General features: G+C 66.5%; 22 protein-coding genes. 7 read left to right on the top strand and 15 right to left on the bottom strand.

All coding sequences use genetic code 11. The features are described 5' to 3' along the window. Window positions 1–225 precede the first annotated feature (225 nt). Window positions 226–1,884, top strand: coding sequence for a 2-isopropylmalate synthase (gene leuA / locus ASE13_RS09870; RefSeq protein ID WP_056614066.1), 1,659 nt, complete (start codon window positions 226–228; stop codon window positions 1,882–1,884). 37 nt (window positions 1,885–1,921) lie between these two features. Here leuA and ASE13_RS09865 read toward each other — a convergent pair whose 3' ends face one another. From ASE13_RS09865 to folE, 4 genes are read right to left on the bottom strand one after another with little or no spacing between them, the layout of a single operon-like run. Further along, window positions 1,922–3,049 (bottom strand): zinc-binding dehydrogenase, encoded by a 1,128-nt coding sequence (locus ASE13_RS09865; protein WP_056614063.1) that lies wholly within the window; start codon window positions 3,047–3,049, stop codon window positions 1,922–1,924. Between the two features lie 16 nt (window positions 3,050–3,065). Further along, a complete protein-coding gene (locus ASE13_RS09860; RefSeq protein WP_056614061.1) occupies window positions 3,066–3,416 on the bottom strand; it encodes a dihydroneopterin aldolase in 351 nt (116 codons plus the stop codon). Then, window positions 3,409–4,173, bottom strand: a complete 765-nt coding sequence (locus ASE13_RS09855) for an SDR family oxidoreductase (protein WP_056614058.1) — start codon at window positions 4,171–4,173, stop codon at window positions 3,409–3,411. The genes ASE13_RS09860 and ASE13_RS09855 overlap by 8 nt, the downstream gene beginning before the upstream one ends. After that, complete coding sequence (folE, locus tag ASE13_RS09850) at window positions 4,173–4,793, bottom strand: GTP cyclohydrolase I FolE (protein WP_056614056.1); 621 nt, start codon at window positions 4,791–4,793, stop codon at window positions 4,173–4,175. The genes ASE13_RS09855 and folE overlap by 1 nt, the downstream gene beginning before the upstream one ends. A gap of 231 nt (window positions 4,794–5,024) precedes the next feature. On the opposite strand from folE, the gene ASE13_RS09845 reads away from it, so the two are divergent. Further along, window positions 5,025–7,706 (top strand): TonB-dependent receptor, encoded by a 2,682-nt coding sequence (locus ASE13_RS09845; RefSeq protein WP_056614053.1) that lies wholly within the window; start codon window positions 5,025–5,027, stop codon window positions 7,704–7,706. A 57-nt stretch (window positions 7,707–7,763) separates the two neighbouring features. Here ASE13_RS09845 and ASE13_RS09840 read toward each other — a convergent pair whose 3' ends face one another. The 5 genes from ASE13_RS09840 to miaA all read right to left on the bottom strand — a co-directional run bounded on the left by ASE13_RS09840 (window position 7,764) and on the right by miaA (window position 12,945). Continuing rightward, window positions 7,764–8,366, bottom strand: a complete 603-nt coding sequence (locus ASE13_RS09840; RefSeq protein ID WP_056614050.1) for a TMEM175 family protein — start codon at window positions 8,364–8,366, stop codon at window positions 7,764–7,766. A 174-nt stretch (window positions 8,367–8,540) separates the two neighbouring features. Then, a complete protein-coding gene (ilvC, locus tag ASE13_RS09835) occupies window positions 8,541–9,560 on the bottom strand; it encodes a ketol-acid reductoisomerase (RefSeq protein ID WP_056614047.1) in 1,020 nt (339 codons plus the stop codon). Window positions 9,561–9,676: 116 nt separating this feature from the next. After that, window positions 9,677–10,192 carry an acetolactate synthase small subunit gene (gene ilvN, locus ASE13_RS09830; protein ID WP_029728692.1) on the bottom strand — a complete coding sequence of 172 codons (516 nt, stop codon included), beginning with the start codon at window positions 10,190–10,192 and terminating at the stop codon, window positions 9,677–9,679. Between the two features lie 4 nt (window positions 10,193–10,196). After that, a complete protein-coding gene (locus tag ASE13_RS09825) occupies window positions 10,197–11,981 on the bottom strand; it encodes an acetolactate synthase 3 large subunit (RefSeq protein ID WP_268801295.1) in 1,785 nt (594 codons plus the stop codon). 37 nt (window positions 11,982–12,018) lie between these two features. After that, window positions 12,019–12,945, bottom strand: a complete 927-nt coding sequence (gene miaA, locus ASE13_RS09820) for a tRNA (adenosine(37)-N6)-dimethylallyltransferase MiaA (protein WP_082596530.1) — start codon at window positions 12,943–12,945, stop codon at window positions 12,019–12,021. Here miaA and serB point away from each other — a divergent pair. Beyond that, window positions 12,944–13,831: a phosphoserine phosphatase SerB gene (serB, locus tag ASE13_RS09815; RefSeq protein WP_056614040.1), complete on the top strand. Its 888-nt coding sequence runs from the start codon at window positions 12,944–12,946 to the stop codon at window positions 13,829–13,831. The genes miaA and serB overlap by 2 nt on opposite strands. Before the next feature lie 31 nt (window positions 13,832–13,862). Here the strand turns inward: serB and ASE13_RS09810 are convergent, their stop codons facing one another. Then, window positions 13,863–14,336, bottom strand: coding sequence for an SRPBCC family protein (locus tag ASE13_RS09810; protein WP_056614037.1), 474 nt, complete (start codon window positions 14,334–14,336; stop codon window positions 13,863–13,865). Window positions 14,337–14,359: 23 nt separating this feature from the next. Beyond that, entirely contained in the window at window positions 14,360–15,223 is an 864-nt protein-coding gene (locus ASE13_RS09805; protein WP_056614034.1) for an NmrA/HSCARG family protein, read from the bottom strand. Between the two features lie 105 nt (window positions 15,224–15,328). Between ASE13_RS09805 and ASE13_RS09800 the strand changes: the two genes are divergently transcribed. Then, window positions 15,329–16,222: a LysR family transcriptional regulator gene (locus ASE13_RS09800; RefSeq protein WP_056615066.1), complete on the top strand. Its 894-nt coding sequence runs from the start codon at window positions 15,329–15,331 to the stop codon at window positions 16,220–16,222. A 141-nt stretch (window positions 16,223–16,363) separates the two neighbouring features. On the opposite strand, the gene ASE13_RS09795 is transcribed toward ASE13_RS09800, so the two are convergent. After that, window positions 16,364–17,200, bottom strand: coding sequence for a MipA/OmpV family protein (locus tag ASE13_RS09795; RefSeq protein WP_056614031.1), 837 nt, complete (start codon window positions 17,198–17,200; stop codon window positions 16,364–16,366). A 56-nt stretch (window positions 17,201–17,256) separates the two neighbouring features. Further along, the gene (locus ASE13_RS09790) at window positions 17,257–18,198 is read right to left on the bottom strand and encodes an SPOR domain-containing protein (RefSeq protein WP_056614029.1); all 942 of its coding nucleotides are present in this window, start codon (window positions 18,196–18,198) and stop codon (window positions 17,257–17,259) included. 177 nt (window positions 18,199–18,375) lie between these two features. On the opposite strand from ASE13_RS09790, the gene ASE13_RS09785 reads away from it, so the two are divergent. From ASE13_RS09785 to ASE13_RS09775, 3 genes are read left to right on the top strand one after another with little or no spacing between them, the layout of a single operon-like run. Further along, on the top strand, window positions 18,376–19,089 hold the full coding sequence (locus ASE13_RS09785) for a ParA family protein (RefSeq protein ID WP_056614026.1): 714 nt from the start codon (window positions 18,376–18,378) through the stop codon (window positions 19,087–19,089). A gap of 11 nt (window positions 19,090–19,100) precedes the next feature. After that, window positions 19,101–19,733, top strand: coding sequence for a hypothetical protein (locus ASE13_RS09780; RefSeq protein ID WP_082596528.1), 633 nt, complete (start codon window positions 19,101–19,103; stop codon window positions 19,731–19,733). Between the two features lie 11 nt (window positions 19,734–19,744). Further along, the gene (locus ASE13_RS09775; RefSeq protein WP_162254681.1) at window positions 19,745–21,124 is read left to right on the top strand and encodes an SPOR domain-containing protein; all 1,380 of its coding nucleotides are present in this window, start codon (window positions 19,745–19,747) and stop codon (window positions 21,122–21,124) included. A gap of 236 nt (window positions 21,125–21,360) precedes the next feature. Here ASE13_RS09775 and ASE13_RS09770 read toward each other — a convergent pair whose 3' ends face one another. After that, entirely contained in the window at window positions 21,361–22,581 is a 1,221-nt protein-coding gene (locus tag ASE13_RS09770; RefSeq protein WP_056614014.1) for a dihydroorotase, read from the bottom strand. Window positions 22,582–22,738: 157 nt separating this feature from the next. After that, a complete protein-coding gene (locus ASE13_RS09765) occupies window positions 22,739–23,728 on the bottom strand; it encodes an aspartate carbamoyltransferase catalytic subunit (RefSeq protein WP_056614012.1) in 990 nt (329 codons plus the stop codon). Between the last annotated feature and the right edge of the window lie 95 nt (window positions 23,729–23,823).

Below are 23,823 nucleotides of genomic sequence, written 5' to 3'. Positions count from 1 at the left end.
AATCGGGGCTTTCGCGCCCCGTAGATCAACGATGGTGGACAAAATCGCCGTGCCCGCTAACAAGGGCATCGTGACGAACGCGCTGCGCCTTCTGCGACTTATCCGCCCTTAGGGGCCGAACCGCTGCGCGCGCACGCCTCTAAGGGCAAATGGCCGAGGGCCAAAGAACTTCCAGCTTGAACTGGCACGCGCTACGGCGCGTCCGCGATCCCTTGAGAGGCACCCATGTTGCGCGATCCTAGCGTAAAATACCGTCCCTTCCCGCAGGTTGACCTGCCCGACCGGCAATGGCCGTCGAAGACGATCACAAAGCCGCCGCGCTGGCTCTCCACCGACATGCGCGACGGCAACCAGGCACTGATCGATCCGATGGACGGCGAGAAGAAGCAGCGCTTCTTCGATCTGCTGGTGAAGGTGGGCGTCAAGGAGATCGAAGTCGGGTTCCCCAGCGCGGGTGCGACCGAGTTCGACTTCATCTCGGGACTGGTGCGCGAAGGGCGGATCCCCGACGACGTGATCGTCCAGGTGCTCACCCAATCGCGGCAGGATCTGATCGAGACCAGCTTCCAGAGCCTGAAGGGCGCGAAGAAGGCGATCGTCCACCTCTATAACGCCGTCTCGCCGGCATGGCGGCGCATCGTGTTCGGGATGAGCCGCGACGAGATCCGCGAGATCGCCGTGGCCGGTGCCAAGGTGCTGCGCGACGAGGCGGCGAAGCAGCCCGATACCGACTGGCATTTCGAATATTCGCCCGAGACCTTCTCGACCGCCGAACTCGATTTCTCGGTCGAGGTGTGTGAAGCGGTGATGGAGATATTGCGCCCGACGCCGGAGAAGCCGCTGATCCTCAATTTGCCGGCAACGGTCGAGGCGGCGACGCCGAACATCTATGCCGACCAGATCGAATGGTTCGGGCGCAACATCCGCAACCGCGACAGTATCGTGATCAGCCTTCACACGCATAACGATCGCGGCACCGGAGTCGCTGCGTCCGAGCTCGGGCTGCTGGCGGGGGCGGACCGCGTCGAGGGCTGCCTGTTCGGCAATGGCGAGCGGACCGGCAATGTCGACCTCGTGACACTGGCGCTCAACATGTACACGCAGGGCGTTGATCCGGGGCTGAATTTCTCGGACATCGACGAGGTCATCCAGACCGTCGAATATTGCAACCAACTGCCGGTGCATCCGCGCCATCCTTATGCCGGCGAACTGGTGTTCACGGCATTCTCGGGCAGCCATCAGGACGCGATCAAGAAGGGGTTCGCGGCGCAGGAAGCGCGCAACGACGAGTATTGGGACGTGCCCTATCTCCCGATCGATCCCAAGGACCTGGGGCGCGATTACGAGGCAGTGATCCGGGTCAATTCGCAATCGGGCAAGGGCGGCGTCGCCTGGGTGCTCGAGCAAGATCGCGGGCTCAAGCTGCCCAAGAGGATGCAGGCGGACTTCTCGCGCCACGTCCAGGCACTGGCGGACGAGACCAGCCGCGAGCTCAACGCGGCGGATATCCGGCAGAAGTTCGAGCAAGTCTATCTGCCAGGTTCCGGCGATCGCATCGCCCTGGTCGATTACGAGGAGACCGGTGCGGCGGGCCAGCGCGTGTTCGTCGGGCGGATCGCGATCGACGGCGTCGAGCAGTCGATTTCGGGGCGCGGCAACGGGCTGATCTCGGGTGTGATCGACGCGCTTGCGGGGACCACGGGGCCGTCGCTCGACGTGGTCGATTATAGCGAGCACGCGATCGGCCACGGCGCGGATGCGCAGGCGGCCGCCTATGTCGAATGCCGGACCGTGGACGGTCGGACCGTGTTCGGGGTGGGCATCGACGCCGATATCGCGACGGCTTCGGTGCGCGCGGTGCTGAGCGCGGCGAATAGGGCCTGACCAATTCCTCCCTCGCGCAGCGGGGGAGGAATTTGGGTCAGCGGGTCGGGTCGATCAAATATTTCTCGCCGGTGGCCTTCTTCGCATAGGCGGCAACCACCGCCGGATCGAGCGCTTCGGTCAGCGAGATCGTGGCGGTGTAATGGCTCGCGAAGGTCGTCGTCAGCTCGGCCGCGACGCGGGCGCGCAGGCGCATCGTGCCTTCCATGCCGAGCTTCATCAGGAAGGGCGTGAGCAGGAAGCCGCTGACGCCCCAGGCGAAGCCGTAGCCGCGGTCGAGCTCGGTGGGTCCGAGATCGAGCGCGCCGTAGATATAGACCTGCTTGAAGGTCGACGAGCCGTAGCGGCTATATTCGGTCGCGCTGCGGTTGGCCGCGGCCTCCATTGCGTGGAGGATCGTGTTGGCGAGCCTGCCGCCGCCGATCGCGTCGAAGGCCAGCGTGGCGCCGGTTTCGGCGATCGCGTCGGTGAGCTTTTCGCGGAAGTCCGCGGTACTGCTGTCGACGATATATTTCGCGCCGATGTCACGCAGGATCGCGGCCTGGGCCTCGCTGCGGACCACGTTCACGAGCGGCACGCCGTCGGCGAGGCAGATGCGGTTGAGCATCTGGCCGAGATTCGACGCGGCGGCGGTGTGGACCAGCGCCTTGTGCCCCTCGGCCCGCAGCGTTTCGACGAACGCGAGTGCGGTCAACGGATTGACGAACATCGAGGCGCCGTCGGCGGCGCTGGCGCCCCCGGGGAGCGGGATGCAGTCGCGTGCGGCGATCTTGCGGTACTGGGCGTACATCGCGCCGCCGATCATGCCGACCTTCTTGCCGAGCAGGCCCGCGACATTCTCGCCCGCCTGGACGACGGTGCCGGCGCCTTCGTTGCCGACCGGCATCGGCTTGTCGAGGCGGGCCTTCATCGCACCCAGCCGCGCCTGCGGGATCGCGGCGGTAAGCGTGGGGCGGTCCCTTGTGCCGCCGGGCTGGAGCGTCGCGAGATCGGCGGGGCCGAGCAGCAGGCCGAGGTCCGAGGGATTGATCGGCGCCGCCTCGACCCGGACGATGACTTCGTCGGGGCCGGGCGGGGTGAGCGTGACCGGTTCGAGGGTCAGCGTGAGATTGCCGTCGCTGGAAACGGTCGAGCGCAATTCGAGGCCGGTCAACGGGTCGGGCATGACACTCTCCTGTCGTTCAGTCGCGGCGGCGGGTGATCTCGCAGCCGATGCGGGCGTCGGGATAGACGTCGAGCTTCATCGAGCGGACGCGCACTTCGCGCACGCGGGCGTCGCGCAGCGCGAGCGCCGCCACTTCATCGCACAGAACCTCCTGCAGCGCGAAGTGGCGCGAGGTGGCGAGCGCGTGGATTTCCCGGCGGAGGAAATCATAATCGACGACCGCACCGATCCGGTCCTCGGGCGGCGCATCGTAGCGGCACGTCATCGCGACGTGCAGCGTCACGCGCTGCGGCGCCTGTTCGTGCGGATGGATGCCGAGGCCCATCTCGACCACGAGCTCGTCGAGCAGGATCGTATAGTCAGGCATCGGGACGCTCCCGCCCCTCGAACATCACGTCGCCGTCGCGTGGCAGGAAGCGCTGGCCGCAATCGACGAAGACGTTCTGGCCGGTGATGCTGGGACAAGTCAGCAGATGCTCGACCGTCGCGGCGATGTCGTCGAGCGCGACGGGGCGCTGGAGCAGGTTCTGGCGGGCGTGCTCGGAGAATTGCTCGGGGGTCTGGTCGAGGCTGGGGAGGGTCAGGCCGGGCGAGACGGCGTTGACGCGGATGCGGGGGCCGAGCGCCTGCGCCATCATTTGCGTCGCGGCGGCGAGCGCGGCCTTGCTGCAGGTGTAGGTGAAGAAATCGGGGTTGAGATTGGCGACCTTCTGGTCGAGCAGATTGACGATTGCGCCTTCGTCGAGGTCCGCTTGCGCCGCCAGTGCGGAGGCGAGCGCCACCGGGGCGCCGAGGTTCACGCGCATATGCTGGTCGAGCAGCGCGAAATCGGTGATCGGGAGCGCGTCGAAGGCGAATAAAGACGCGTTGTTGACGAGGCCGGCGACCGGGCCGCCCAATCCCTCACGGGCTTCCGCGATCAGTGCGGGCGCAGTGGCGGCATCGGCGAGCTCGCCCGACACGACACACGCCTTGCCGCCCGCCGCCAGGATTGCGTCGCGCAGTGCCTCGGCGTCCGCGGGCGCGTGATGATGGTGGATCGCGACGGCGTGCCCGCGCAGCGCGAGCCGGCGCGCGATGCCCGCACCGATCCGCCGCGCGCCGCCGGTGACGAGAACCCGCATCAATAACCCATCAAGGCGAGCACCTCGCGGCGGCTGCGTTCGTCTTCGCGGAACACGCCCATCATCCGGCTGGTGACCATGCCGACGCCGGGCGTGCGCACGCCGCGGGCGGTCATGCAGGCATGCGTCGCCTCGATCACGACCGCGACGCCGACGGGCTTCAACTGCTCCCAGATGCAGTCGGCGACTTCGGCGGTCAGCCGCTCCTGCACCTGCAGGCGGCGCGCGAAGGCGTTGAGCACGCGCGCCAGCTTCGAGATGCCGACGACATGGTCCTTCGGCAGATAGGCGATCGACGCCTTGCCGATGATCGGCGCCATATGGTGCTCGCAATGCGACTGGAACGGGATGTCGTTCAACAGCACGATCTCGTCATAGCCGCCGACTTCCTCGAAGACGCGCGAGAGATGGTGCGCGGGATCCTCGCCATAGCCCTGGCAATATTCCTTCCATGCGCGGGCGACGCGCTGGGGCGTGTCGATCAGGCCCTCGCGCCCGGGATCGTCGCCGGCCCAGCGGATCAGCGTGCGGATCGCATCGGCGACGTCTTCGGGCACCGCGATCTTGGCGGGGGAGGCGACCAGATCGCCATCTTCCGCTGGATCGTGATTTTCCGCCATCGATTATGTCCTTCCTCGACTTGATCCAGTTTACGCTACGTAACGGCTGATTTAGCCGCGCCGAACCTGTTGCCCATCCGTACCGCTCTGCCAAAAATGGCCGGAAACCGCAGAGTTCCGCGCCGCATTCCCGTTGACGGCTTCAAAAATGCAGCGTTAGTTTCATGCGTAATAAAAGCAACGCCGACGCCGGATAGGTGCGGGGGTACTCAGGAGAGGGGGGAGAATCCCATGAAGAAGCTCGATTTGCTCGCGGCGACCGCGCTTGGACTGTTGCTGGCGACGCCTGCGTTCGCGCAGGACACGGCCACTACCGCTGCGCCGGACGAGACCCAGACGCAGGAATATCAGAGCGCGAACGACATCATCGTGACCGCCACCCGGCGCAACGAGACCGTGCAGGACGTGCCGATCGCGATCACCGCGATCGGGCCCGAATTGCTCCAGAATGCCGGGGTCGACAATGTCCGCGATCTCGAGCAGCTCGCGCCTTCGCTGCAGAGCTCGACCGGCCAGTCGTCGGCGACGGGCACGACCATCTATCTGCGCGGCATCACCACCGGCGGCGACAATCCCGGCTTCGAGCCCGCAGTGGGCGTGTTCGTCGACGGCGTGTTCCGCGCCCGCGCCGGCGTCGCGATCTCCGAGCTTCCCGAGCTGGAGCGGGTCGAAGTGCTGCGCGGGCCGCAGGGCACCTTGTTCGGCCGCAACACTTCGGCCGGCGCGCTCAGCATCTACACCGCGCAGCCGCAGTTCGAGACGCATGGCTATGTCGAGGGCATGGTCGGCAACTACAATGCTTATGGCGTCAAGGGCGCGATCACCGGGCCGGTCAGCCAGTCGCTCGCGCTGCGCCTCGACGCGGGCTATCGCAAGCGCGACGGCTATATCAAGGACGCCAATAGCGACCGCGCGATCAACGACGTCGATCGCTGGAACGTGCGTGGCCAGGCGTTGCTCGACAGCGGCGACATCACCTTCCGCCTGATCGGCGACTATTACCAGACCGACGAGCAATGCTGCGGCGCGGTCTCCGTGGTCCGCGGGCCGCTCGCGCCGGCGCTCCAGTCGATCGCCGCGGCGCAGGGGCTGGTCGGACTCTATACCGGCGATCCGAGCAACCGAGTTCAGGCGATGTCGCCGAACCGCGACTATGCCGAGAAGATCAAGGATTGGGGTTTCTCGGGCGAGCTCAACTGGGACCTTGGCGGCACCAAGCTGACTTCGATCACCGCCTATCGCAACTGGCGCGTGGTCCGGAACCAGGACATCGATTTCTCAGGCGTGGATCGCGCTTATCGCAACGGCTATCGTAACGAGCTCAACGATTTCACCCAGGAGCTGCGCCTCCAGGGCTCGGCGTTCGGCGACAAGCTCGACTGGCTGATCGGCGGCTTCTACCTCAACGAGACCAACAAGCTGCGCGACGTGGTGCAGATCGGCAATGACGGCAATCGCTATGTCGACACGGTGTTCGCCGGCCAGCTTCGTGCCGGATTCGGCACCCCGCTGCAATTCTATGGCTCGCTTGGGCCCACGGTGCCGACGTTCGGCGCGGCTCTGCTCAACCCCGCGGTGCCCAACACCTTGCCGGCGCTGACCGCCGCCTATGGGGCGCTTGCTCCGCTGGTGGGCTGTTTCCGCGCGCAGGCGGGTACCGCGCCGGCGGCCGCCTGCGTGATCCCGAATTATCCGCGCACGCCGATCCCGGGCCTTGCCGCGCTTGCGGCGAGCCCGCTTCCGGGCGCGGTGGCGGGGCAGGGCAACAGCCCCGACGATTTCCGCGTCAAGACCAACGCCTTCGCGTTGTTCACGCACAACATCATCAACGTGACCGACAAGCTATCGGTGACGCTGGGCGCGCGCTGGAACCACGAAACCAAGGACATGACTGCCTCGATCAACAACAATCTGGGCAGCTGCACCTTCTTCAACCGGGTGCGTGCGGGCGATCCGGCGGCGACTGCCTATGCCAACGTGCTGCGTCAGGTCCCGGGGCTGTTCAACAACCTGTTCCTGCTCAGCTGCAACCCGGCGGTGAACACCGAATTCAACGGCAATTACGAGGACGAGTTCACCGATAACGAGATCACCGGCACCGCCAAGCTGGCCTACAAGTTCTCGGAGCGGCTGCTGGCCTATGCGAGCTTCGATCACGGCTACAAATCGGGCGGCTATAATCTCGACCAGGCGACCTTCGATTCGGTGCTGCTCGGCGGCAACGGCGCGCAAGGATCGGACCTGCGCTTCGGCGCCGAGACCAACGACGCCTATGAAATCGGCTTCAAGGCGAGCCCGAGCCGCGAATTCTCGCTGAACGTCGCGGCATTCTACATGAACTTCTACAATCTCCAGTCGCTGGTGTTTTCGGGCAACAACTTCGTCGTCCAGAACGTGCCGAAGAGCATCAGCAAGGGGCTCGAGATCGAATCGACGATCCGCCCGACGCGCGATCTGACCTTCCAGCTCGGCTATAGCTGGATCAGTGCGAAATATGACGACAGCAACAACTTCACCGGAACGCCGCTTGCGGGGCAGGAGGGCCGGCAGTTCAACAACCAGCCCGAGCATACCGTCACCGTGGCGACGACCTGGACTCCGCCGCTCACCAGCCGGGTCAACGGGCTCTTCCATGTCGACATGCGCTACAATAGCGAGGTGACGATCCCTTCGGGCAACCCCAACCCGGTGACTGGCCGGACGCCGATCAACAACGAAGGCTATCCGCTGATCAGCGCCTCGATCGGGGTGGAATCGGCAAACAAAAAGTGGCGGGCCGAGTTCTTCGTCGAGAATCTGACCAACCAGTTCTATTACATCACCGGCTTCGCGGTGCCCGAGCAGACCGGCAATTATGCCGGCTATCCCGGCACGCCGCGCTTCTTCGGCGGGCGCGTGCGCCTGGGCTTCTGAGGCTCGATCATCGAAGGAAAACGGCCGGGAAGCGATCCCCGGCCGTTTTCTTTTGCGTCAGCGTTCGAACAGGTGATCGAGCGCGCTGGCCGGCAGGCACCAGAAGATCGCGACCAGAGCCGCGCAGGCGAGGCCGAGTGCGGGCGAGACGAAGGTGAGCGCGATGCCCGAGGCATAGACCACGCTCGCCGCCGCGCCCTTGCGGAGCGCGAGCCGGTGATAGGCTTTCGATTCTTCCGACTGGCTGCCGGTGCGCCGGATCGTCCGCTGCAACCACATATAGGTGAAGGACGGCAGCAGCATGATGCCCATGTAGACGAGCGTCGCGTCGCGGCTGAAGATCTGCTCGCCCAGATAGGCAGTGCCGAACGGGATCAGCGAGAGCGTGAAGATCAATGCGATGTTCGACCAGAGCAGGCCGTTGGTCACCCGCGTTGCGTGGTGGAACAGCCGGTGGTGGTTGACCCAGTAGATCGAGACATAAGCGAAGCTGAGCGCATAGGCGACGAATACCGGCCAGAGATGGATGAGGTGGCCCCAGCCGGCTTCCTCGGGTGCGTGCATCTCGAGCACCATGATCGTCACGACGATCGCGATGACCGCGTCGGAATAGGCCTCGACGCGGGTTACGCCGGCGCGGCCTTCGGTTTCTTCGGGCATTTGGTTCCCCCATTGCGATTGCGGCGAGAGCCTAATCGAAACGGGAGGCGAAATCTGCTTCTCCCTCTCTCCGCTTGCGGGGAGAGGGCAGGGGAGAGGGGCCTATCGAGAGCGCACCGCACTTGCCCCTCTCCCCAACCCTCTCCCCTGAAGGGGAGAGGGAGAAGAGTTGGCTCAGTTCTTGTCCTTGTCGACCAGCTTGTTGGCGCTGATCCATGGCATCATTGCACGCAGCTCGGCGCCGACCTGCTCGATCGGATGCGCCGCGGCGGCCTTGCGGCTGGCCTTGAGCTCGGGCTGGCCGGCGCGGTTGTCGAGAACGAAATCCTTGACGAAGCGGCCCGACTGGATGTCGGCGAGGACGCGCTTCATCTCGGCCTTGGTCTCGTCGGTGATGATCCGCGGCCCGGTCTTGATGTCACCATATTCGGCGGTGTTCGAGATCGAATAGCGCATGTTGGCGATGCCGCCCTCATAGAGCAGGTCGACGATCAGCTTGGTCTCGTGGAGGCACTCGAAATAGGCCATCTCCGGCGCGTAGCCGGCCTCGGTCAGCGTCTCGAAACCCGCCTGGATCAGATGGGTGATGCCGCCGCAGAGCACGGCCTGCTCGCCGAACAGATCGGTCTCGCATTCCTCGCGGAAATTGGTCTCGATGATCCCCGAGCGGCCGCCGCCGACGCCCGAGGCATAAGCCAGCGCGACGTCGTGCGCGTTGCCGCTCGCGTCCTGGTGGATCGCGATCAGGCAGGGAACGCCGCCGCCGCGCTTATATTCGCTGCGCACGGTGTGGCCGGGGCCCTTGGGGGCGATCATGATCACGTCGATGTCCGCGGGCGGCTCGATCAGGCCGAAATGCACGTTAAGGCCGTGCGCGAAGGCGAGCGCTGCGCCGGGCTTCATATTGCCCTTGATATCCGCATCCCAGATGCCGGCCTGATGCTCGTCGGGAGCGAGGATCATCAGGATGTCGGCCCAGCCGGCGGCGTCCTTGTTGCTCATCACCTTGAAGCCGGCATCCTCGGCCTTTACCGCCGAGGGCGAGCCGGGGCGGAGCGCGATCGCGACTTCCTTGACGCCGGAATCGCGGAGATTCTGGGCATGGGCATGGCCCTGCGAACCATAACCGAGGATGGCGATCTTCTTGCCGGTGATCAGGTTCAGATCGGCGTCGCGATCGTAATAGACACGCATTCTAGCTCTTCCTTTCAAAACAAACCGTCATCCCGGCGAAGGCCGGGATCTCATGAGGAAGCGCCGATACGCCTGCCGCATGAGACCCCGGCTTTCGCCGGGGTGACGAATGAGGGTCAGGCCGCTTCGCGACCTCGTGAAATTGCCACCACGCCGGTGCGCGCGACTTCGACCAGGCCGACTTCGCGCATCAGCTCGACGAACTTGTCGATCTTCTCCGAGCCGCCGGTGACTTCGAACACGAAGCTCGAAATCGTCGCGTCGACGACGCGGGCGCGGTAGACCTCGGCGAGGCGCAGCGCCTCGATCCGGTGATCGCCGGTGCCGGCAACCTTCACCAGCGCGAGCTCGCGCTCGACATGCGGGCCGAAGGCCGTGAGATCGGTCACCTTGTGGACCGGCACGAGGCGCTCTAGCTGCGCGATGATCTGCTCCATCACCGCGGCCGAGGCCGATGTCACGATGGTGATGCGGCTAATTCGATTGTCCTCGGTGATCTCCGAGACGGTGAGGCTTTCGATATTGTAGCCGCGCGCGGTGAACAGGCCGGCGATCCGGGCGAGGATGCCCGGCTCGTTGTCGACGATCACGGCAAGCGTGTGCCGCTCTTTTTGCTCTTCCTTGATGTGCATGGGATCAGACCAGTGCCTTGGCTTCGTCGTCCATTTCGCCGGAGACTTCGGCGGCCTGGAGCAGCATTTCGGTGTGGGCGGCGCCCGACGGGATCATCGGGAAGCAGTTGGCGAGCTTGGCCACCTTGCAGTCGACCAATACCGGCCCGTCATAGGCCAGCATCTCGGTAATACCGGGTTCCAGCTCCTGCCGGCCCTCGATGCGGATGCCCTTCCAGCCATAGGCTTCGGCGAGCTTGACGAAATCGGGGAGCGCATCGCTGTAGCTCTCCGAATAGCGCGACTGATAGGTCAGCTCCTGCCACTGGCGGACCATGCCCATATATTCGTTGTTCAGGATGAAGATCTTGACCGGCAGGCGATATTGGGTCGCGGTCGCCAGCTCCTGGATGTTCATCTGGATCGAGGCCTCGCCGGCGATGTCGATCACCAGCGCATCCGGATGGCCGAGCTGCGCGCCGATCGCGGCAGGCAGGCCATAGCCCATCGTGCCGAGGCCGCCCGACGTCAGCCACTTATTCGGCGATTCGAAGCCGAAATGCTGCGCGGCCCACATCTGGTGCTGACCCACCTCGGTGGTGATGATCGGTGCGCGGTGCTTGGTCGCCTCATAGAGCGCACGGATCGCGCGCTGCGGCATGATCGCGTCGCCCTTTTCCTCGAAATCGAGGCAGCGGGTCTGGCGCCAGCCGTTGATCCGGTTCCACCATTCGGTGAGGTCGGGCTTCGGGTGCTGACGCGCCTTCCAGCAATCGATCATCTCGCGGAGCGCAATGCCGACATCGCCGATGATCGGCAGGTCGACGCGGACATTCTTGTTCACCGATGACCGGTCGATATCGATGTGCACTTTCCGGCTGTTCGGCGCGAAGGCGTCGAGCCGGCCGGTGACGCGATCGTCGAACCGCGATCCGAAGGCGATGATCAGATCGGCCTTGTTCATCGCCCAATTGGCTTCGTAGGTGCCGTGCATGCCGAGCATGCCGAGCCACTGGTCCGACGAGGCGGGCAGCGCGCCGAGGCCCATCAGCGTCGAAGTGACCGGTGCGCCGGTCATCGCCGCGAGCTCGCGGAGCAGCTTCGAAGCCTCGGGACCCGAATTGATGATCCCGCCGCCGGTGTAGAAGATCGGACGCTCGGCGGCGGCGAGCATGTCGACCGCTTCCTGGATCTTCGCCGCATCGGGCTGGGTCTGCGGGCGATAGGTCTTGTGCTGGATCGGGCCCGGCGCCTCGTAACGCGCGGTGGCGACCTGAACGTCCTTGGGGATATCGACGACGACCGGGCCCGGGCGCCCCGAGGTGGCGATGTGGAACGCCTCGTGGATGATGCTGCCGAGCGTCTCGGGGCCCTTCACGAGGTAATTGTGCTTGGTGCAGTGCCGCGTGATGCCGACGGTGTCGGCTTCCTGGAACGCATCGGTGCCGATCAGGGCGGTGGGGACCTGCCCGGTGATCACGACCAGCGGGATCGAATCCATCAACGCGTCGGTGATTCCGGTGACGGCGTTGGTCGCGCCCGGGCCCGAAGTGACGAGCACGACGCCGGGCTTGCCGGTCGAGCGGGCATAGCCCTCGGCGGCATGGGTGGCGGCCTGCTCGTGGCGGACGAGGATGTGCTTGATGCGGTCCTGCTTGAAGAGCGCGTCGTAAATGGGAAGCACCGCGCCACCGGGATAGCCGAAGATGACCTCCACACCGAGGTCGCTCAACGCCTCGATCAGGATGTCTGCTCCGCTCTTCTCGGTCACGTCTGCCTCCTTTTGCTGCGTTGCCGCACAACGCCGGATTGGCGCTGCTAACGGCAAGAAAATGGCACGTCAAGCCTTATATGTGAAATTTAGTTTCAATTATAGCCAGTAATACCTTTGTTTCTGTCGCGTCGCTACGTTCCCATTCGGGCGGCGGCTGGCGACGGAACCACGTATACTGGCGTTTGGCATATTGTCGCGTGGCAAGTGCGCCGGCGGCGGCGGCTTCGACGACATCGGTTTCGCCGGAGAACAAGGCGCGCAGTTCCGGCACGCCGATCGCGCGCAGGACGGGGGCATCGGCAGGCACGTCGGTGCGGGCGAGCAGGGCTGTCGCCTCGGCGCGTCCCTGGTCGACCATGTCGGCGAAGCGGCGGTCGATGCGTTCGCCGAGCCAGTCGCGGTCGGGGAGGAGGATGAGCGGGGCGAGATGGATCTCACCCGCGATCCCGCCCAGACGCTGCTCCTGCCAATGCGCGAGCGGCTTGCCGGTGGCGCGGACGACTTCGAGCGCGCGGGCGACACGGGTGGTGTCGGTGGGGTTGAGCTTCGCGACGGCTTCCGGGTCGGCGGCGGCGAGCTGGGCATGCGCCTCTGCCACCGGCAGTGCGCGCACTTGTTTGCGCACTTCGGGATCGATCTCCGGTACCGGCGCGATGCCCTCTAGCAGGGTGCGCAGATACATGCCGGTGCCGCCGACGAGGATGGGCAGGCGGCCCTCGCGATGCGCCTCGGCAATCGCGGCGCGTGCCTCGGCCGCCCAGCGTGCCGCCGAATAGGCGTCGGCGCCGTCGACATGGCCGAACAGGCGGTGGGGGACGCGCGATTCCTCCTCGACGCTCGGCCGCGCGGTGAGGATGCGGAGATCGGCATAGACCTGCATCGAATCGGCGTTGATCACGGTGCCCCGGTGCTTTTCGGCGAGCGCTAGTGCGAGCGCGGACTTGCCGCTCGCGGTCGGCCCTGCGATGAGCGCCACCGTTGGCAGGTCAGGGGATCCCATGTTCATCGCGACGCTCATAGCAGACGGCCTCAGCGCGGGGCAGCTTTCCGAAGCGGCCGATCGGCTGGCGGGTGTCGATTGCGCGCCGGGGGCGTGGCACTGGCTCGACCAGGGCAAAGCGGCGGACCTGCTGTTCGTGTCGCATCCGGGCGCGGCGCGGGCGGTACTGGAAGGCGCATTGCCGGCGACCGACGTGATCGTCCAGCCGCAGCAGGGCAGGGCCAAGAAGCTGCTCGTCGCCGACATGGATTCGACGATGATCACGGTCGAATGCATCGACGAGCTCGCCGACTATGCCGGGATCAAGAGCCGGATCGCCGAAGTGACCGAGCGGGCGATGAAAGGCGAACTCGACTTCGCCGAGGCGCTCGACGCGCGGGTGGCGTTGCTGGAGGGGCTGGAGGAAAGCGCGATCGACCGCTGCCTTGCCGAGCGGGTAAAGCTGATGCCGGGCGCGAAAGCGCTGGTGCAGACGATGCGTGCGCGTGGTGCGACGACGATCCTCGTCTCGGGCGGGTTCACCCGCTTCGCCGAGCCGGTGGGTGCCGAGATCGGCTTCGACCGGGTGATCGCCAACCGGCTCGAGATCGGCGATGCCCGGCTGACGGGCAAGGTGACGAAGCCGATCGTCGACAGCGGCACAAAGGAGAGCACGTTGCTGGGCGCGCTGGCCGAACTGGGGCTGCCGGCCGAAGCGTCGATGGCGGTGGGCGACGGCGCGAACGACCTCGCGATGATCCGTAAGGCCGGGTTGGGCGTGGCCTATCACGCCAAGCCGATCGTCGCCGCCGCGGCGGGCGCGCGGATCGATCATAACGACCTGACCGCTCTGCTCTATGCGCAGGGGATTCCGCGAGGGGAGTGGGTTGGCGGCGAGACCGCCTGAAATCGCAGTCTCGCCGGCCATGTCGGTATGATCAGAGCCTGCCCTCCGCGAGCAGTTCGCGGGTGCGCTTCAGCGTCGACAACAGGGCGGCTTTATAGCCGTTGTCGCCATCGAATTGGGCTTGCTCCGCCTGCTCCTCCGGGCCGCTCGGCGCCTTGCCGCGCAGACCGAGATAGCAATAGAAGCGCAGTTGGAGCGCGCCGGCCTCGTCTTCGTAGAGCTCGTTGACGATCGCCCCTTCGCGCGGGCCGGTAGCCTGGAAGAAGGTGACCTTGCTCTCGTGTTCCAGCGCGACGATCTCGCGCAGCTCGGCACCGCCGATCGTGGCTTCGCGGACGAAATGCGTCGCGCTTTCCTCGACGACATCGCAACGGGTGCAGAGGCCGGGCGGAAGGAACAGGCGCGCATCGCGGGCCTTCAGCTCGAGCCCGGCCCAGGCCTGCGCGCGGGTCAGCCGGGTTTCGCCCTCGGGGTTCACCGGGACGGTGGCGGTCGAATAGATCATGACGGATCTCCTTGTGCGTTGGTTCAAGCCGCGATTTCGGCGGCGAATTCGCGATAGGTGCGCAAGGGGCGGCCCAGCAGCGCGGTGAGGCGCTCGACATCGCCGGCGGCGGGGATCATGCCCTCGGTCTGGAAGCGCTCCGTCATCAGGCGCATGTCGTAGGCCGTCCAGCTCGGCATGAACTGCCGCAGATTCTGCTCGAAACCGGCGGTGTCGTCGCCCGGATAAGCGATCGGGCGGCCGAGAACCTCAGTCCAGATCGCGGCGATGTCCGCACCCGTCAGCGTGTCAGGCCCAACGATCGTGATCCGATCGAGCGGAAGCGGCGTGCTCGCCTGTTCGCGGCGAAGGAGTTCGATCGCCGCGATCTCGCCCAGATCGCGCGCGTCGATCATCGCCAACCCCTTGCCGCCGATCGGCATCGGATACACGCCGAAACCGGTCACCACGTCCTTGATGGTGAGGTCGTTCTGGATGAAATATGCGGGGCGCAGGATCGTGGCGTTGAAGCCCATCTGCTCGATCATCCGCTCGACGCCGAACTTGCCCGCGAAATGCGGCACGTTGAGGTACAGATCGCTGTGGATCACCGACAGATAGACGATCCGCTCGATGCCGGCCTCGCGGGCGAGGTTGAGCGCAATCAGCGCCTGGGTGAATTCGTCGGCCGCCACTGCGTTGAGCAGGAACAGCGTCGAGACACCCGAGAATGCGCCGCGCAGCGAAACGATGTCGAGCAGGTCGCCCTGAACCACACTGACGCCCGCCGGCAGGTTCGCCTTGGCGGGATCGCGGACGAGCGCGCGCACATCGGCGCCGCGATGGATGAGCTGATCGACGACATGGCGTCCGATTTGGCCGGTAGCGCCGGTAACGAGGATGGTCATGGGGGTCACTCCTGGTTGATGCCAAATGGCATTCCCGGAAATTAGTGATCCACATGCGCGCCAATAGACGCTATATTTGGACGTACAGTCTCACTGATGGAACGCATGGACCTACTCGCCCTCGCCGACTTCAATCTCGTCGCCCGGCACGGCGGATTTGGACGTGCCGCGCGCGCCGCCGGGCGCCCCAAGGCCACTTTGTCCCGCCGGGTCGCGGAGCTGGAGGCCAGCCTCGACGTGCGGCTGTTCGAGCGCGGCGCGCGCATGCTCAAGCTGACCGAGGAGGGGCGCGCGCTCCATCAGCGGACGGGCGCGCTGCTCACCGAACTCAACGAGACGGCGGCTGCCATCGCTTCACGCGGACACACACCCCGCGGGCGATTGCGGATCAGCGCGCCCCTGCTGTTCTCGCAGATCGCGATGGGAAAGCTCGCCGCCGGCTTCGCTGCCCGATTCCCCGAAGTCCGGCTCGAGGTGACCACCGAGGATCGGCCGGTGGATATGATCGAGGAGGGCTATGACCTCGTGATCCGTGTCAATCCAGCCCCGGACGAGAGCCTGGTTGGGCGCGCCTTTCTGCGCGATCGGCTGGTGGTGGTGGCGAGCCCTTCCGTCGCCCGGCCGGCGGACGGCATTGCGGCGCCTGCGGTCGTTCGCGGATCGTTCGATCAGGAGGGGGATTGGAAAGTGAAGACCCCCGATGGCGCGATGTGCATCGCAGTCGAGCCGGTTCTCAGCGTGTCATCGATGGTCATGAACCGCGACGCGGTCCGCGCGGGGGCCGGCGCTGGACGCCTTCCCGTATCGCTCGTCAGTCGCGATCTGGCTGCGGGGACCCTGGTGCATTGGGGCGACATAGACGGGCCGGAAATCGCCTTGTGGGCGCTCTATCCGTCGCGCCGCTTGCTGAGCGCCCGCGTGTCGGCGTTCCTCGACTATCTCAAATCGGCTTTTCCGACCGGAGCGCCCGATGAACTGGCCGCCTTTCTGGCGGGGTGAGTGGCAGGCTTCGGAATTTATCGAGCCCGGCGCGCTCGTGGAAATTGTTGGAGATGGGTCCCCGGATTTCGCGGGGATGACGAAGAGGAGCGGCAACCCTTAATGGGCTCACTTTAGCCCATCATGGTTCGAACTGATGCCTCAACGCCGGATTCCCGTGTCGAATGTGAAGGTCAGCGCCACGCCACCCGAAAACTGGTTCCGCGAGCCGATCGTGCGGACGATCGGGGAATCGGCGGCATCGGCGATCAGGCGCTCATATTTGGCATAGCCGTACAGGCCCCAGTGCCGATCGAGCTGGTAGAGCGTCGTGGCGGCGGCGCCGATCGAATGCACGCCGCCGTCGGGTGCGTAGACGGGCAGGCCGGTCCGCGCGCTCACCGTGGGGCTCACGCCGAAATAGGCCTCCTGATATTTGCGGTCGGCGAGAGAGAAGCGCGGCCCGACCGAGAACAGCCATTTGTCGCCGTCGCGTGCGACGTAATCGAGCATCACGTCGCTCACCAGGCCCTTATGGCCGGTCACGCCTTTGCGCAGCTCGCCGCGCGCGCGGATCGAAGAGCCCAGCCAGACATCGACGAAGCCGCCCGCCTCGATGCTCGTCCCAACTTCGTCGATCGGCAGATCGGTCTCGTTGCGCCGCCGACTCCCCTCGAGCTGGACCACGGGGCCGAACGCGAACCCCGTGCTCTTGATCAGCGAGAAAGACACGCCCTGGTCCGCCGCCTCATATTCGAAGGGCTTGTCGCCGCGCGTGATCGAGACGTCGTAGAATGGAAGCAGGAACATCTCGTCCGAGCCGGGAAAGCGCGGCCGCAGCTGCGGGCCCAGCGAGAGGCGGACCCTGATCGGCTTCTTGTCCTGATTGGCCTCCTGCACGGGTGCCGGCTCCCCAGGGGCTTCATTGTCCTGGGCGACGGCACTCGTGGCGAAGAGAAGCGAGGGAGCGGCAGCGATGGCCAGCAAAGCTTTGATCATGGGCGCGAAACGCGCCTCATGCGACTTTGTTGCGGGCGCGAAGCAATTCCCTCCACTCAGCGCGCCACAGGAACGCAGGGCTTGACGCTGCCGCAGGCACCGGCGGCCGCCGCGCGCGAGGCGAAGGGGCCGACGAGAAGTTTGGTCAATGCGCCCGCCTTGACGAAGTAAGGCTGGCGGCCGGGGAAGCGTCCGCTCACCTGGTCCCATAGCTTTCGCGCATTGCCCGGGTCGCCGAACGCGCCGAGCTGGACGCGCCAGCCGCCATCCTGCGCAGGGGCCGGCGTGGCGCGTACCGGAGCGGGGGTGGCGCGTGCCGGAGCAGGCGCGGGCGGTGTGGTGCGCGGCGCCGGGCGCGTGACCGCGGGCGGGGCGGGACGATTATTCTCCGCGACCTCGACCGGCGGCAGCGGACGGCCGCCCTTGTTGAATTCGTCTTCGTACTTGCGCGCGAGGGCGAGGCCCTGTTGGCGATCGCCCAGCGGCATATATTGGTCCATCTGCGCGCGTGCCTTGACCGCGGCGTCGAGGCCGGTCGAGGAGGCGCGGACCATCAGCGCGTAGGCGCGCACCCAGTCTTTCGCGACGCCGTCGCCATTGAACAGCATGATGCCGAGGATGTACTGCGCGCGCGCATCGCCGCGGCCTACCGCGCGCTGGAGCCAGGGGACGGCATCGGCGCGCTTGCCGTTCTCGAACAGAGCGAGGCCGTAATAGCCTTCGGCCTGCTCATGGCCCTGCAGCGCGGCCTTGCGATACCAGGCCTCGGCCGCCTTGAGATCGACAGCGACGCCGCGGCCGAGCTTATAGGCCTGGCCCATGTTGAACTGCGCGTCGGCATTGCCCTGATCGGCGGCGGGGCGCCATTTCTCGACCGCGGTGCGATAGTCGCCGCGCTCATAGGCGTCGACGCCGGCCCTGACCGGGTCTTCCTGCGCGCAGGCCGGGGCCACCAGCAGCAGGGCACCCGCGACGGCGGCCATCCACAGAGACTTCATTCCGAGCACGCTCCAATACCCCGCGAAAAGAGATGAATGCCACTTAACTCCGGGCAGGCAAAGATATCCTTACCGGCCGGGAAACCAAAACCCGTGCCAAGGCGAAACGCGTTAACCGCTTCTTATCGACCCGCATGGCATCAGGTCCTCCGCAATACCGAGTTTTCGAGGGGGTTCATGCGCGTTCTAGCGATGGCATCGCAGAAGGGTGGGTCGGGAAAGACCACGCTGTCCGGTCACCTTGCGGTGCAGGCACAGCTGGCTGGCCACGGGCCTGTCGTTCTCATCGATATCGACCCGCAGGGTTCGCTCTCCGACTGGTGGAACGAGCGCGACACCGAATATCCGGCGTTCGCCCAGACCACGGTCGCGCGGCTCGCGGCGGATCTCGAGGTCCTGCGCCAGCAGGGTTTCCGCATGGCAGTGATCGACACGCCTCCCGCCATCACCATGGCGATCCAGAGCGTGATCCAGGTCGCCGAGCTGATCGTCATCCCGACGCGTCCGTCCCCACACGATCTGCGCGCAGTCGGCGCCACGGTCGATCTGTGCGAGCGCGCCGGCAAGCCGCTGATCTTCGTGGTCAACGCCGCGACGCCCAAGGCACGGATCACTTCGGAAGCCGCGGTCGCATTGTCGCAGCACGGCACCGTCGCCCCGATCACGCTCCATCACCGCACCGATTTCGCGGCGTCGATGATCGACGGCCGCACCGTCATGGAAACCGATCCGCGCGGCAAGTCCGCCGGTGAGGTCGCCGGGCTCTGGGCCTATATCTTCGACCGGCTCGAGAAGAATTTCCGCCGCACCGTGTTCGCGGCGCCGGCGCAGCCGAGCCAGTTCGGCCAGGCGCCTCGCGCAGGTGGCTTCGGCCGCCGCGTGGTCGGCTGAGGGAGGCGGCGATGATCGGCACCTCCAAACCACTCGCTTCACTCTCCTCCAGCCTCCTCGCCCGCAAGGGTCAGGCGCGTCCGGCAATGCGTCCGCAGGGCTTCCTGCAGATGAACACCGGCCCGCAGGAAGATCTCGGCTGGAACGACATGGGCCACGACTTCCAGCAGGCGCCTGTGCAGATGCCCTATGTCGCCCCGGTCGACGAGGAGATCGAGGCGCCCAAGCCTGCCGTGCTCCGCCAGCTCGAGGCGCTCGACGAGCAGCTTGCCGCGCCGGCATATGCGCCCGAGCCGGAACCCGAATTCGCCCCCGCGGAACATGCTCCCGAGGCCGAAGTCGATTACGCGCCGCTGATGGTGCCCGCGCGCAAGATGAAGCGCGAGCCGGTGCTCAAGCATACGCCGGAAGTTCCGGAAGCCACGCTCGCCCGGGTGGTGCGCGAAGTCGCTTCGAAAAAGGCCAAGGCGGCGTTCACGCTGCGCCTCGATCAGGAGCGTCACCTCAAGCTTCGCCTCGCTTCGGCGATCACCTGCCGCTCGGCGCAGCAACTGGTGACGCAGGCGCTCGACCAGTTTCTCGAAACGCTCGAGGGCATCGACGCTCTCGCCGGCCAGATCGAACCCGCCGCGAACCGTGGGTGAAGGACATGACCATGAACAGCCGTAAGATGATCAAGTTCGGCCTCTCGGCGCTCGTACTGGGCGGCGTGGCGGTGACCGGCGTCGCGACGCAGGGCTTCACCAGCTCGGCCTTCGCGACTTCGGGCGCCAACGCCAAGAAGGCGGAAGCGGAAGCCAAGGCGGCGGAGAAGGCGATTGCGAAGCGCAAGGGCGGTGACGCCGTGCAGCACGCCGAAGCCGCGGTCGCCAACGATCCGACCAACGCCGATTATCGCGCTTTGCTGGGCCAGGCCTATCTGCTCGCGGGCCGCTTCACTTCGGCTTCGCAAGCGCTCACCGACGCATTGACGCTCGACCCGGCGGACGGCCGCGTCACGCTCAACCTCGTCCTCGCCAAGATCGCGCAGGGCGACTGGCAGGGTGCGCGTATCACGCTGCAGGCCAGCGGCGACAAGATTCCCGCCAGCGACCGCGGGCTCGCTTTCGCGCTCGCCGGCGATCCGGTGACTGCGATCGACATCCTCGGCCCGGCGGCGCGCGAAGCGACCGCCACTGCCAAGACCCGCCAGAACCTCGCGCTCAGCCTCGCGCTCGCCGGCCGCTGGAAGCAGGCCAACGAGATCGCTGCGATGGACGTCGCTCCCGACAAGCTTCAGGAGCGGATGATGGAATGGGCACGCTTCTCGCGGCCGACCAATGCCTATGACCAGGTCGCATCGCTGCTGAACGTGGTGCCGGTGCAAGACGGCGGCCAGCCGGTTGCGCTCGCGCTGTCGCAGCAGCCGAATGTCGCCGTGGCGGCAGTCGCTCCGGCCGATCCGGTCGACGCCTATATGCCCGGCGTGCCGCAGGGCGCCGAGCAGGTCGTCGCCGAGGCGCCCGTCGAAGTCGCCGCTGCAGCCGCACCCGCATCCGCGCCGGAAGTGCAGCCCGAGCCGCAGCAGGTCGCCGGAACCGGCCCGCAGGTCGTGTTCGGCCCGCGCGCCGAAGTGGTCCAGCAGATCCGCGTCGCCGAGCGAGCGTCCGCGCCCGTCGCCGCCAGGGCACCGGTTCGCGTCGCCAGGGCTTCGGCTCGCGCCGCGGCGCCTGTCGCCGCAACGAAGGCCAAGCCCGGCAATTACTATGTCCAACTCGGCGCCTATGCGAACGCCGAAGTCGCCCGCGACGGCTGGGCGCGGCATGCCAGCCGCGTTCCCGCGCTCCGCGGCGAAACCCCACAGGGCGTGAAGTTCTCGACTGCGGCGGGCAATTTCTACCGCCTGTCGGTCGGCGGCTTCGACCGCGCCGGTGCCGCTACGCTGTGCCGCCAGGTGCGCGCCAGCGGCAGCCCCTGCTTCGTCCGCGTCGGTGCGGGCGACACCCTCGCCGCCTGGGTCAAGGGCAACGGTCGCGCGCAAGTCGCCGCGCGCTGAGCCGAACCAGTTTCGTCACGAAAAGGCCGGGGCTCACGCTCCGGCCTTTTTCGTTTGGGCTGGAAGAGCGGTGTTCTTAGCCCTCTCCCGCTTTCGCGGAAGAGGGTTGGGTGAGGGTCTTCTTCTTTGGTAGTCGTCCGAAGAAGAAGACCCTCACCGCTGCGACTAGGCTCGCTTCGCTCACCAAGTCTCGCTGCCTCTCCCGCGAAAGCGGGAGAGGGCTGAGCACGCGCCTCCTACTCGACCAGCGTGCCGCCCTTGAACAGCTTCAGCACCTTGCCCTGGACCGGCAGGCCATCGAACGGCGTATTGCCGGCGCGGGCGACCATGCGTTCGGCTTCGATCTGCCATGGCGCGCCGGGATCGAGGACGATCAGGTCGGCGGGGGCGCCGGGTTCGAGCGTGCCGCTCTGCAGCCCGAGAATCTTCGCGGGATTGGCGGCGAGCAATGCGAACAGGCGCTCGATCGGGACCAGCCCGTCGCGCACCAGCCCCAGCGACAAAGCGAGCAGGGTCTCAGCGCCCGACATGCCGGGCTCGGAGTCGACGAAGGGCAGGCGCTTGGCCTCGGGGCCGCGGGGATCGTGGCCCGATGCGATGACGTCGATCGTGCCGTCCCTGACCGCCACCAGCGCTGCCTGACGGTCGCTTTCGTCGCGCAATGGGGGCGAGAGCCGGGCAAAGGTGCGGAAGTCGCTCATTGCGATATCCGACAGCAGCAGGTGGGCAGGCGTGACGCCGCAAGTGACGCGGACACCGCGGCGCTTGGCGGCGCGGATCAGATCGAAGGCGGCGGCGGTGGTGACCTGGCGGAAATGAATGCGCGCCTGCGTTTCCTCGGCGAGCATCAGGTCGCGCGCCACTGCGAGCGCCTCGGCGATGGCGGGGGCGGCGGGTAGGCCGTGGCGCGTCGCGGTCTCGCCCTCGGTCGCGACGGTGCCGTCGGTGAGGCCGCCATCCTCGGCATGCGCGACCACCACCACGCCGATGTCCCGGGCATAAGCGAGCACCTTGCGCATCGTCGCCGACGAGGCGATCCAGCCCCGGCCGGTGGCGACGGCGCGCGCGCCGGCCGAAGCGTTGATCGCCATCTCACCGAGATCATGGCCCTGGAGGGCACGGGTCGCCGCAGCGAGCGGGTGGACCCAGAGCGCCGGCTTGCCCGACAGTGCGGCCCGACGGATGATGCCCGGATCGTCGAGCACCGGCGACTGATCGGGCATCAGCCCGACGCGGGCGATGCCGCCGGCGCGGCAGGCAGCCTGATCGACCGCGAACACGCCAAGATCGATCAGCGCGGGGGCGAGCGTCTTGCCGGCGAGATCGATCACTTTCGCGTCGGAGGGGATCTCGAACTCGCCGGTAGCGGCGATCGTTTCGCCGTCGACCAGCAGGTCGCCGCTGGTGACGCCGCCGACAGGGCAGACGAGCTGCGCATTGCGGAAGACGGTCTTCATGCGCGCGCCTCCCAAATCGTCACCCCCGCGAAAGCGGGGGCCCATCTCGGAGAGAAGTCGCGGAGACCCACAGCTGTCGTCTCACCGGCGCCTGCAGGAGATGGGCCCCCGCTTTCGCGGGGGTGACGGGGAAGAGGGCGGGGGTGACGAGTGAACATCATGCCCAGCCCTCCACGCCGCGCTCGCTGCGGGTGAGCACATCCAGACACGCCATGCGTACCGCGACGCCCATCTCGACCTGTTCGGTGATCGCGCTTCGTGTCGGGTGATCGGCGACCGAGGATTCGATCTCGACCCCGCGGTTCATCGGGCCCGGGTGCATCACCAAAGCATCGGGCTTGGCGCGGGCGAGCCGCTCGGGCGTGAGGCCGTAGCGCATGTGGAATTCGCGGGTGGAGGGGATGTAGCCGCCCGCCATCCGCTCATTCTGGACGCGGAGCATCATCACCACGTCGGCGCCTTCCAGCGCGGCGTCGAAATCGGTGAAGGGCTGGACATACATCCGCTCGATCGCCGCCGGCATCAGCGTCGAGGGCGCGACGACCCGGACCTCGGCGGCCAATGCGGTCAGCGCCAGCATGTTCGAGCGCGCGACGCGGCTATGGAGGATGTCGCCGCAGATCACCACGCGCTGGCCCGCGACGCTGCCGCGGCGGCGGCGGATGGTGAGTGCGTCGAGCAATGCCTGGGTGGGGTGCTCGTGCCAGCCGTCGCCGGCGTTGAGCACCGGGCAATCGACCTTCTCGGCGATCAGATCGACTGCGCCCGAGCTCATGTGGCGGATGACGATCACATCGGCGCGCATCGCGTTCAATGTCACCGCGGTGTCGATCAGCGTCTCGCCCTTCTTCACGCTCGACTGCGCAGCGTGCATGTTGACGACATCGGCGCCGAGCCGCTTTCCGGCGATCTCGAACGAGAGCAGGGTCCGCGTCGAATTCTCGAAAAAGGCATTGATCTGGGTGAGGCCTTCGAGGCGCTTGTCGCTCTTGGCGCGGGTGCGGTTCGCCTCGACCCATTGCTCGGCTTCGTCGAGCAGGAAAACGATCTCGTGTGGCTGGAGGCCCGCGATGCCGGTCAGATGCCGGTGCGGAAAGGCGGCACGGCCGGGAAGCTGCGCCGCGGGGCTGTGATCGGAGGCTTGCATTAAAAGGGCGGGTTAGACGGGGACCGCACCACGGGCAAGCCGTCTTGAACCAGTCGGAACGTTTCCCCTCTGAAACATATCAGAGAGCGGAGGTC

It is taken from the genome of Sphingomonas sp. Root241 (genome assembly GCF_001428865.1).
GTDB lineage: Bacteria > Pseudomonadota > Alphaproteobacteria > Sphingomonadales > Sphingomonadaceae > Sphingomonas.
This window is presented reverse-complemented; position numbering and strand designations above follow the sequence as displayed.

Coding starts and splice junctions, on each gene's coding strand:
- ASE13_RS09805 (WP_056614034.1), bottom strand. CDS start 15,223: ATGACCATCCTCGTTACCGGCGCTACCGGCCAAATCGGACGCCATGTC.
- ilvN (WP_029728692.1), bottom strand. CDS start 10,192: ATGCACATCAAGGAAGAGCAAAAAGAGCGGCACACGCTTGCCGTGATC.
- ASE13_RS09800 (WP_056615066.1), top strand. CDS start 15,329: ATGGACCTACTCGCCCTCGCCGACTTCAATCTCGTCGCCCGGCACGGC.
- ASE13_RS09845 (WP_056614053.1), top strand. CDS start 5,025: ATGAAGAAGCTCGATTTGCTCGCGGCGACCGCGCTTGGACTGTTGCTG.
- ASE13_RS09795 (WP_056614031.1), bottom strand. CDS start 17,200: ATGATCAAAGCTTTGCTGGCCATCGCTGCCGCTCCCTCGCTTCTCTTC.
- ASE13_RS09865 (WP_056614063.1), bottom strand. CDS start 3,049: ATGCCCGACCCGTTGACCGGCCTCGAATTGCGCTCGACCGTTTCCAGC.
- ASE13_RS09840 (WP_056614050.1), bottom strand. CDS start 8,366: ATGCCCGAAGAAACCGAAGGCCGCGCCGGCGTAACCCGCGTCGAGGCC.
- ASE13_RS09790 (WP_056614029.1), bottom strand. CDS start 18,198: ATGAAGTCTCTGTGGATGGCCGCCGTCGCGGGTGCCCTGCTGCTGGTG.
- ASE13_RS09785 (WP_056614026.1), top strand. CDS start 18,376: ATGCGCGTTCTAGCGATGGCATCGCAGAAGGGTGGGTCGGGAAAGACC.
- ASE13_RS09765 (WP_056614012.1), bottom strand. CDS start 23,728: ATGCAAGCCTCCGATCACAGCCCCGCGGCGCAGCTTCCCGGCCGTGCC.
- ASE13_RS09855 (WP_056614058.1), bottom strand. CDS start 4,173: ATGCGGGTTCTCGTCACCGGCGGCGCGCGGCGGATCGGTGCGGGCATC.
- miaA (WP_082596530.1), bottom strand. CDS start 12,945: ATGGGATCCCCTGACCTGCCAACGGTGGCGCTCATCGCAGGGCCGACC.
- ASE13_RS09860 (WP_056614061.1), bottom strand. CDS start 3,416: ATGCCTGACTATACGATCCTGCTCGACGAGCTCGTGGTCGAGATGGGC.
- leuA (WP_056614066.1), top strand. CDS start 226: ATGTTGCGCGATCCTAGCGTAAAATACCGTCCCTTCCCGCAGGTTGAC.
- ASE13_RS09780 (WP_082596528.1), top strand. CDS start 19,101: ATGATCGGCACCTCCAAACCACTCGCTTCACTCTCCTCCAGCCTCCTC.
- ASE13_RS09770 (WP_056614014.1), bottom strand. CDS start 22,581: ATGAAGACCGTCTTCCGCAATGCGCAGCTCGTCTGCCCTGTCGGCGGC.
- ASE13_RS09810 (WP_056614037.1), bottom strand. CDS start 14,336: ATGATCTATTCGACCGCCACCGTCCCGGTGAACCCCGAGGGCGAAACC.
- serB (WP_056614040.1), top strand. CDS start 12,944: ATGTTCATCGCGACGCTCATAGCAGACGGCCTCAGCGCGGGGCAGCTT.
- ASE13_RS09775 (WP_162254681.1), top strand. CDS start 19,745: ATGAACAGCCGTAAGATGATCAAGTTCGGCCTCTCGGCGCTCGTACTG.
- folE (WP_056614056.1), bottom strand. CDS start 4,793: ATGGCGGAAAATCACGATCCAGCGGAAGATGGCGATCTGGTCGCCTCC.
- ilvC (WP_056614047.1), bottom strand. CDS start 9,560: ATGCGTGTCTATTACGATCGCGACGCCGATCTGAACCTGATCACCGGC.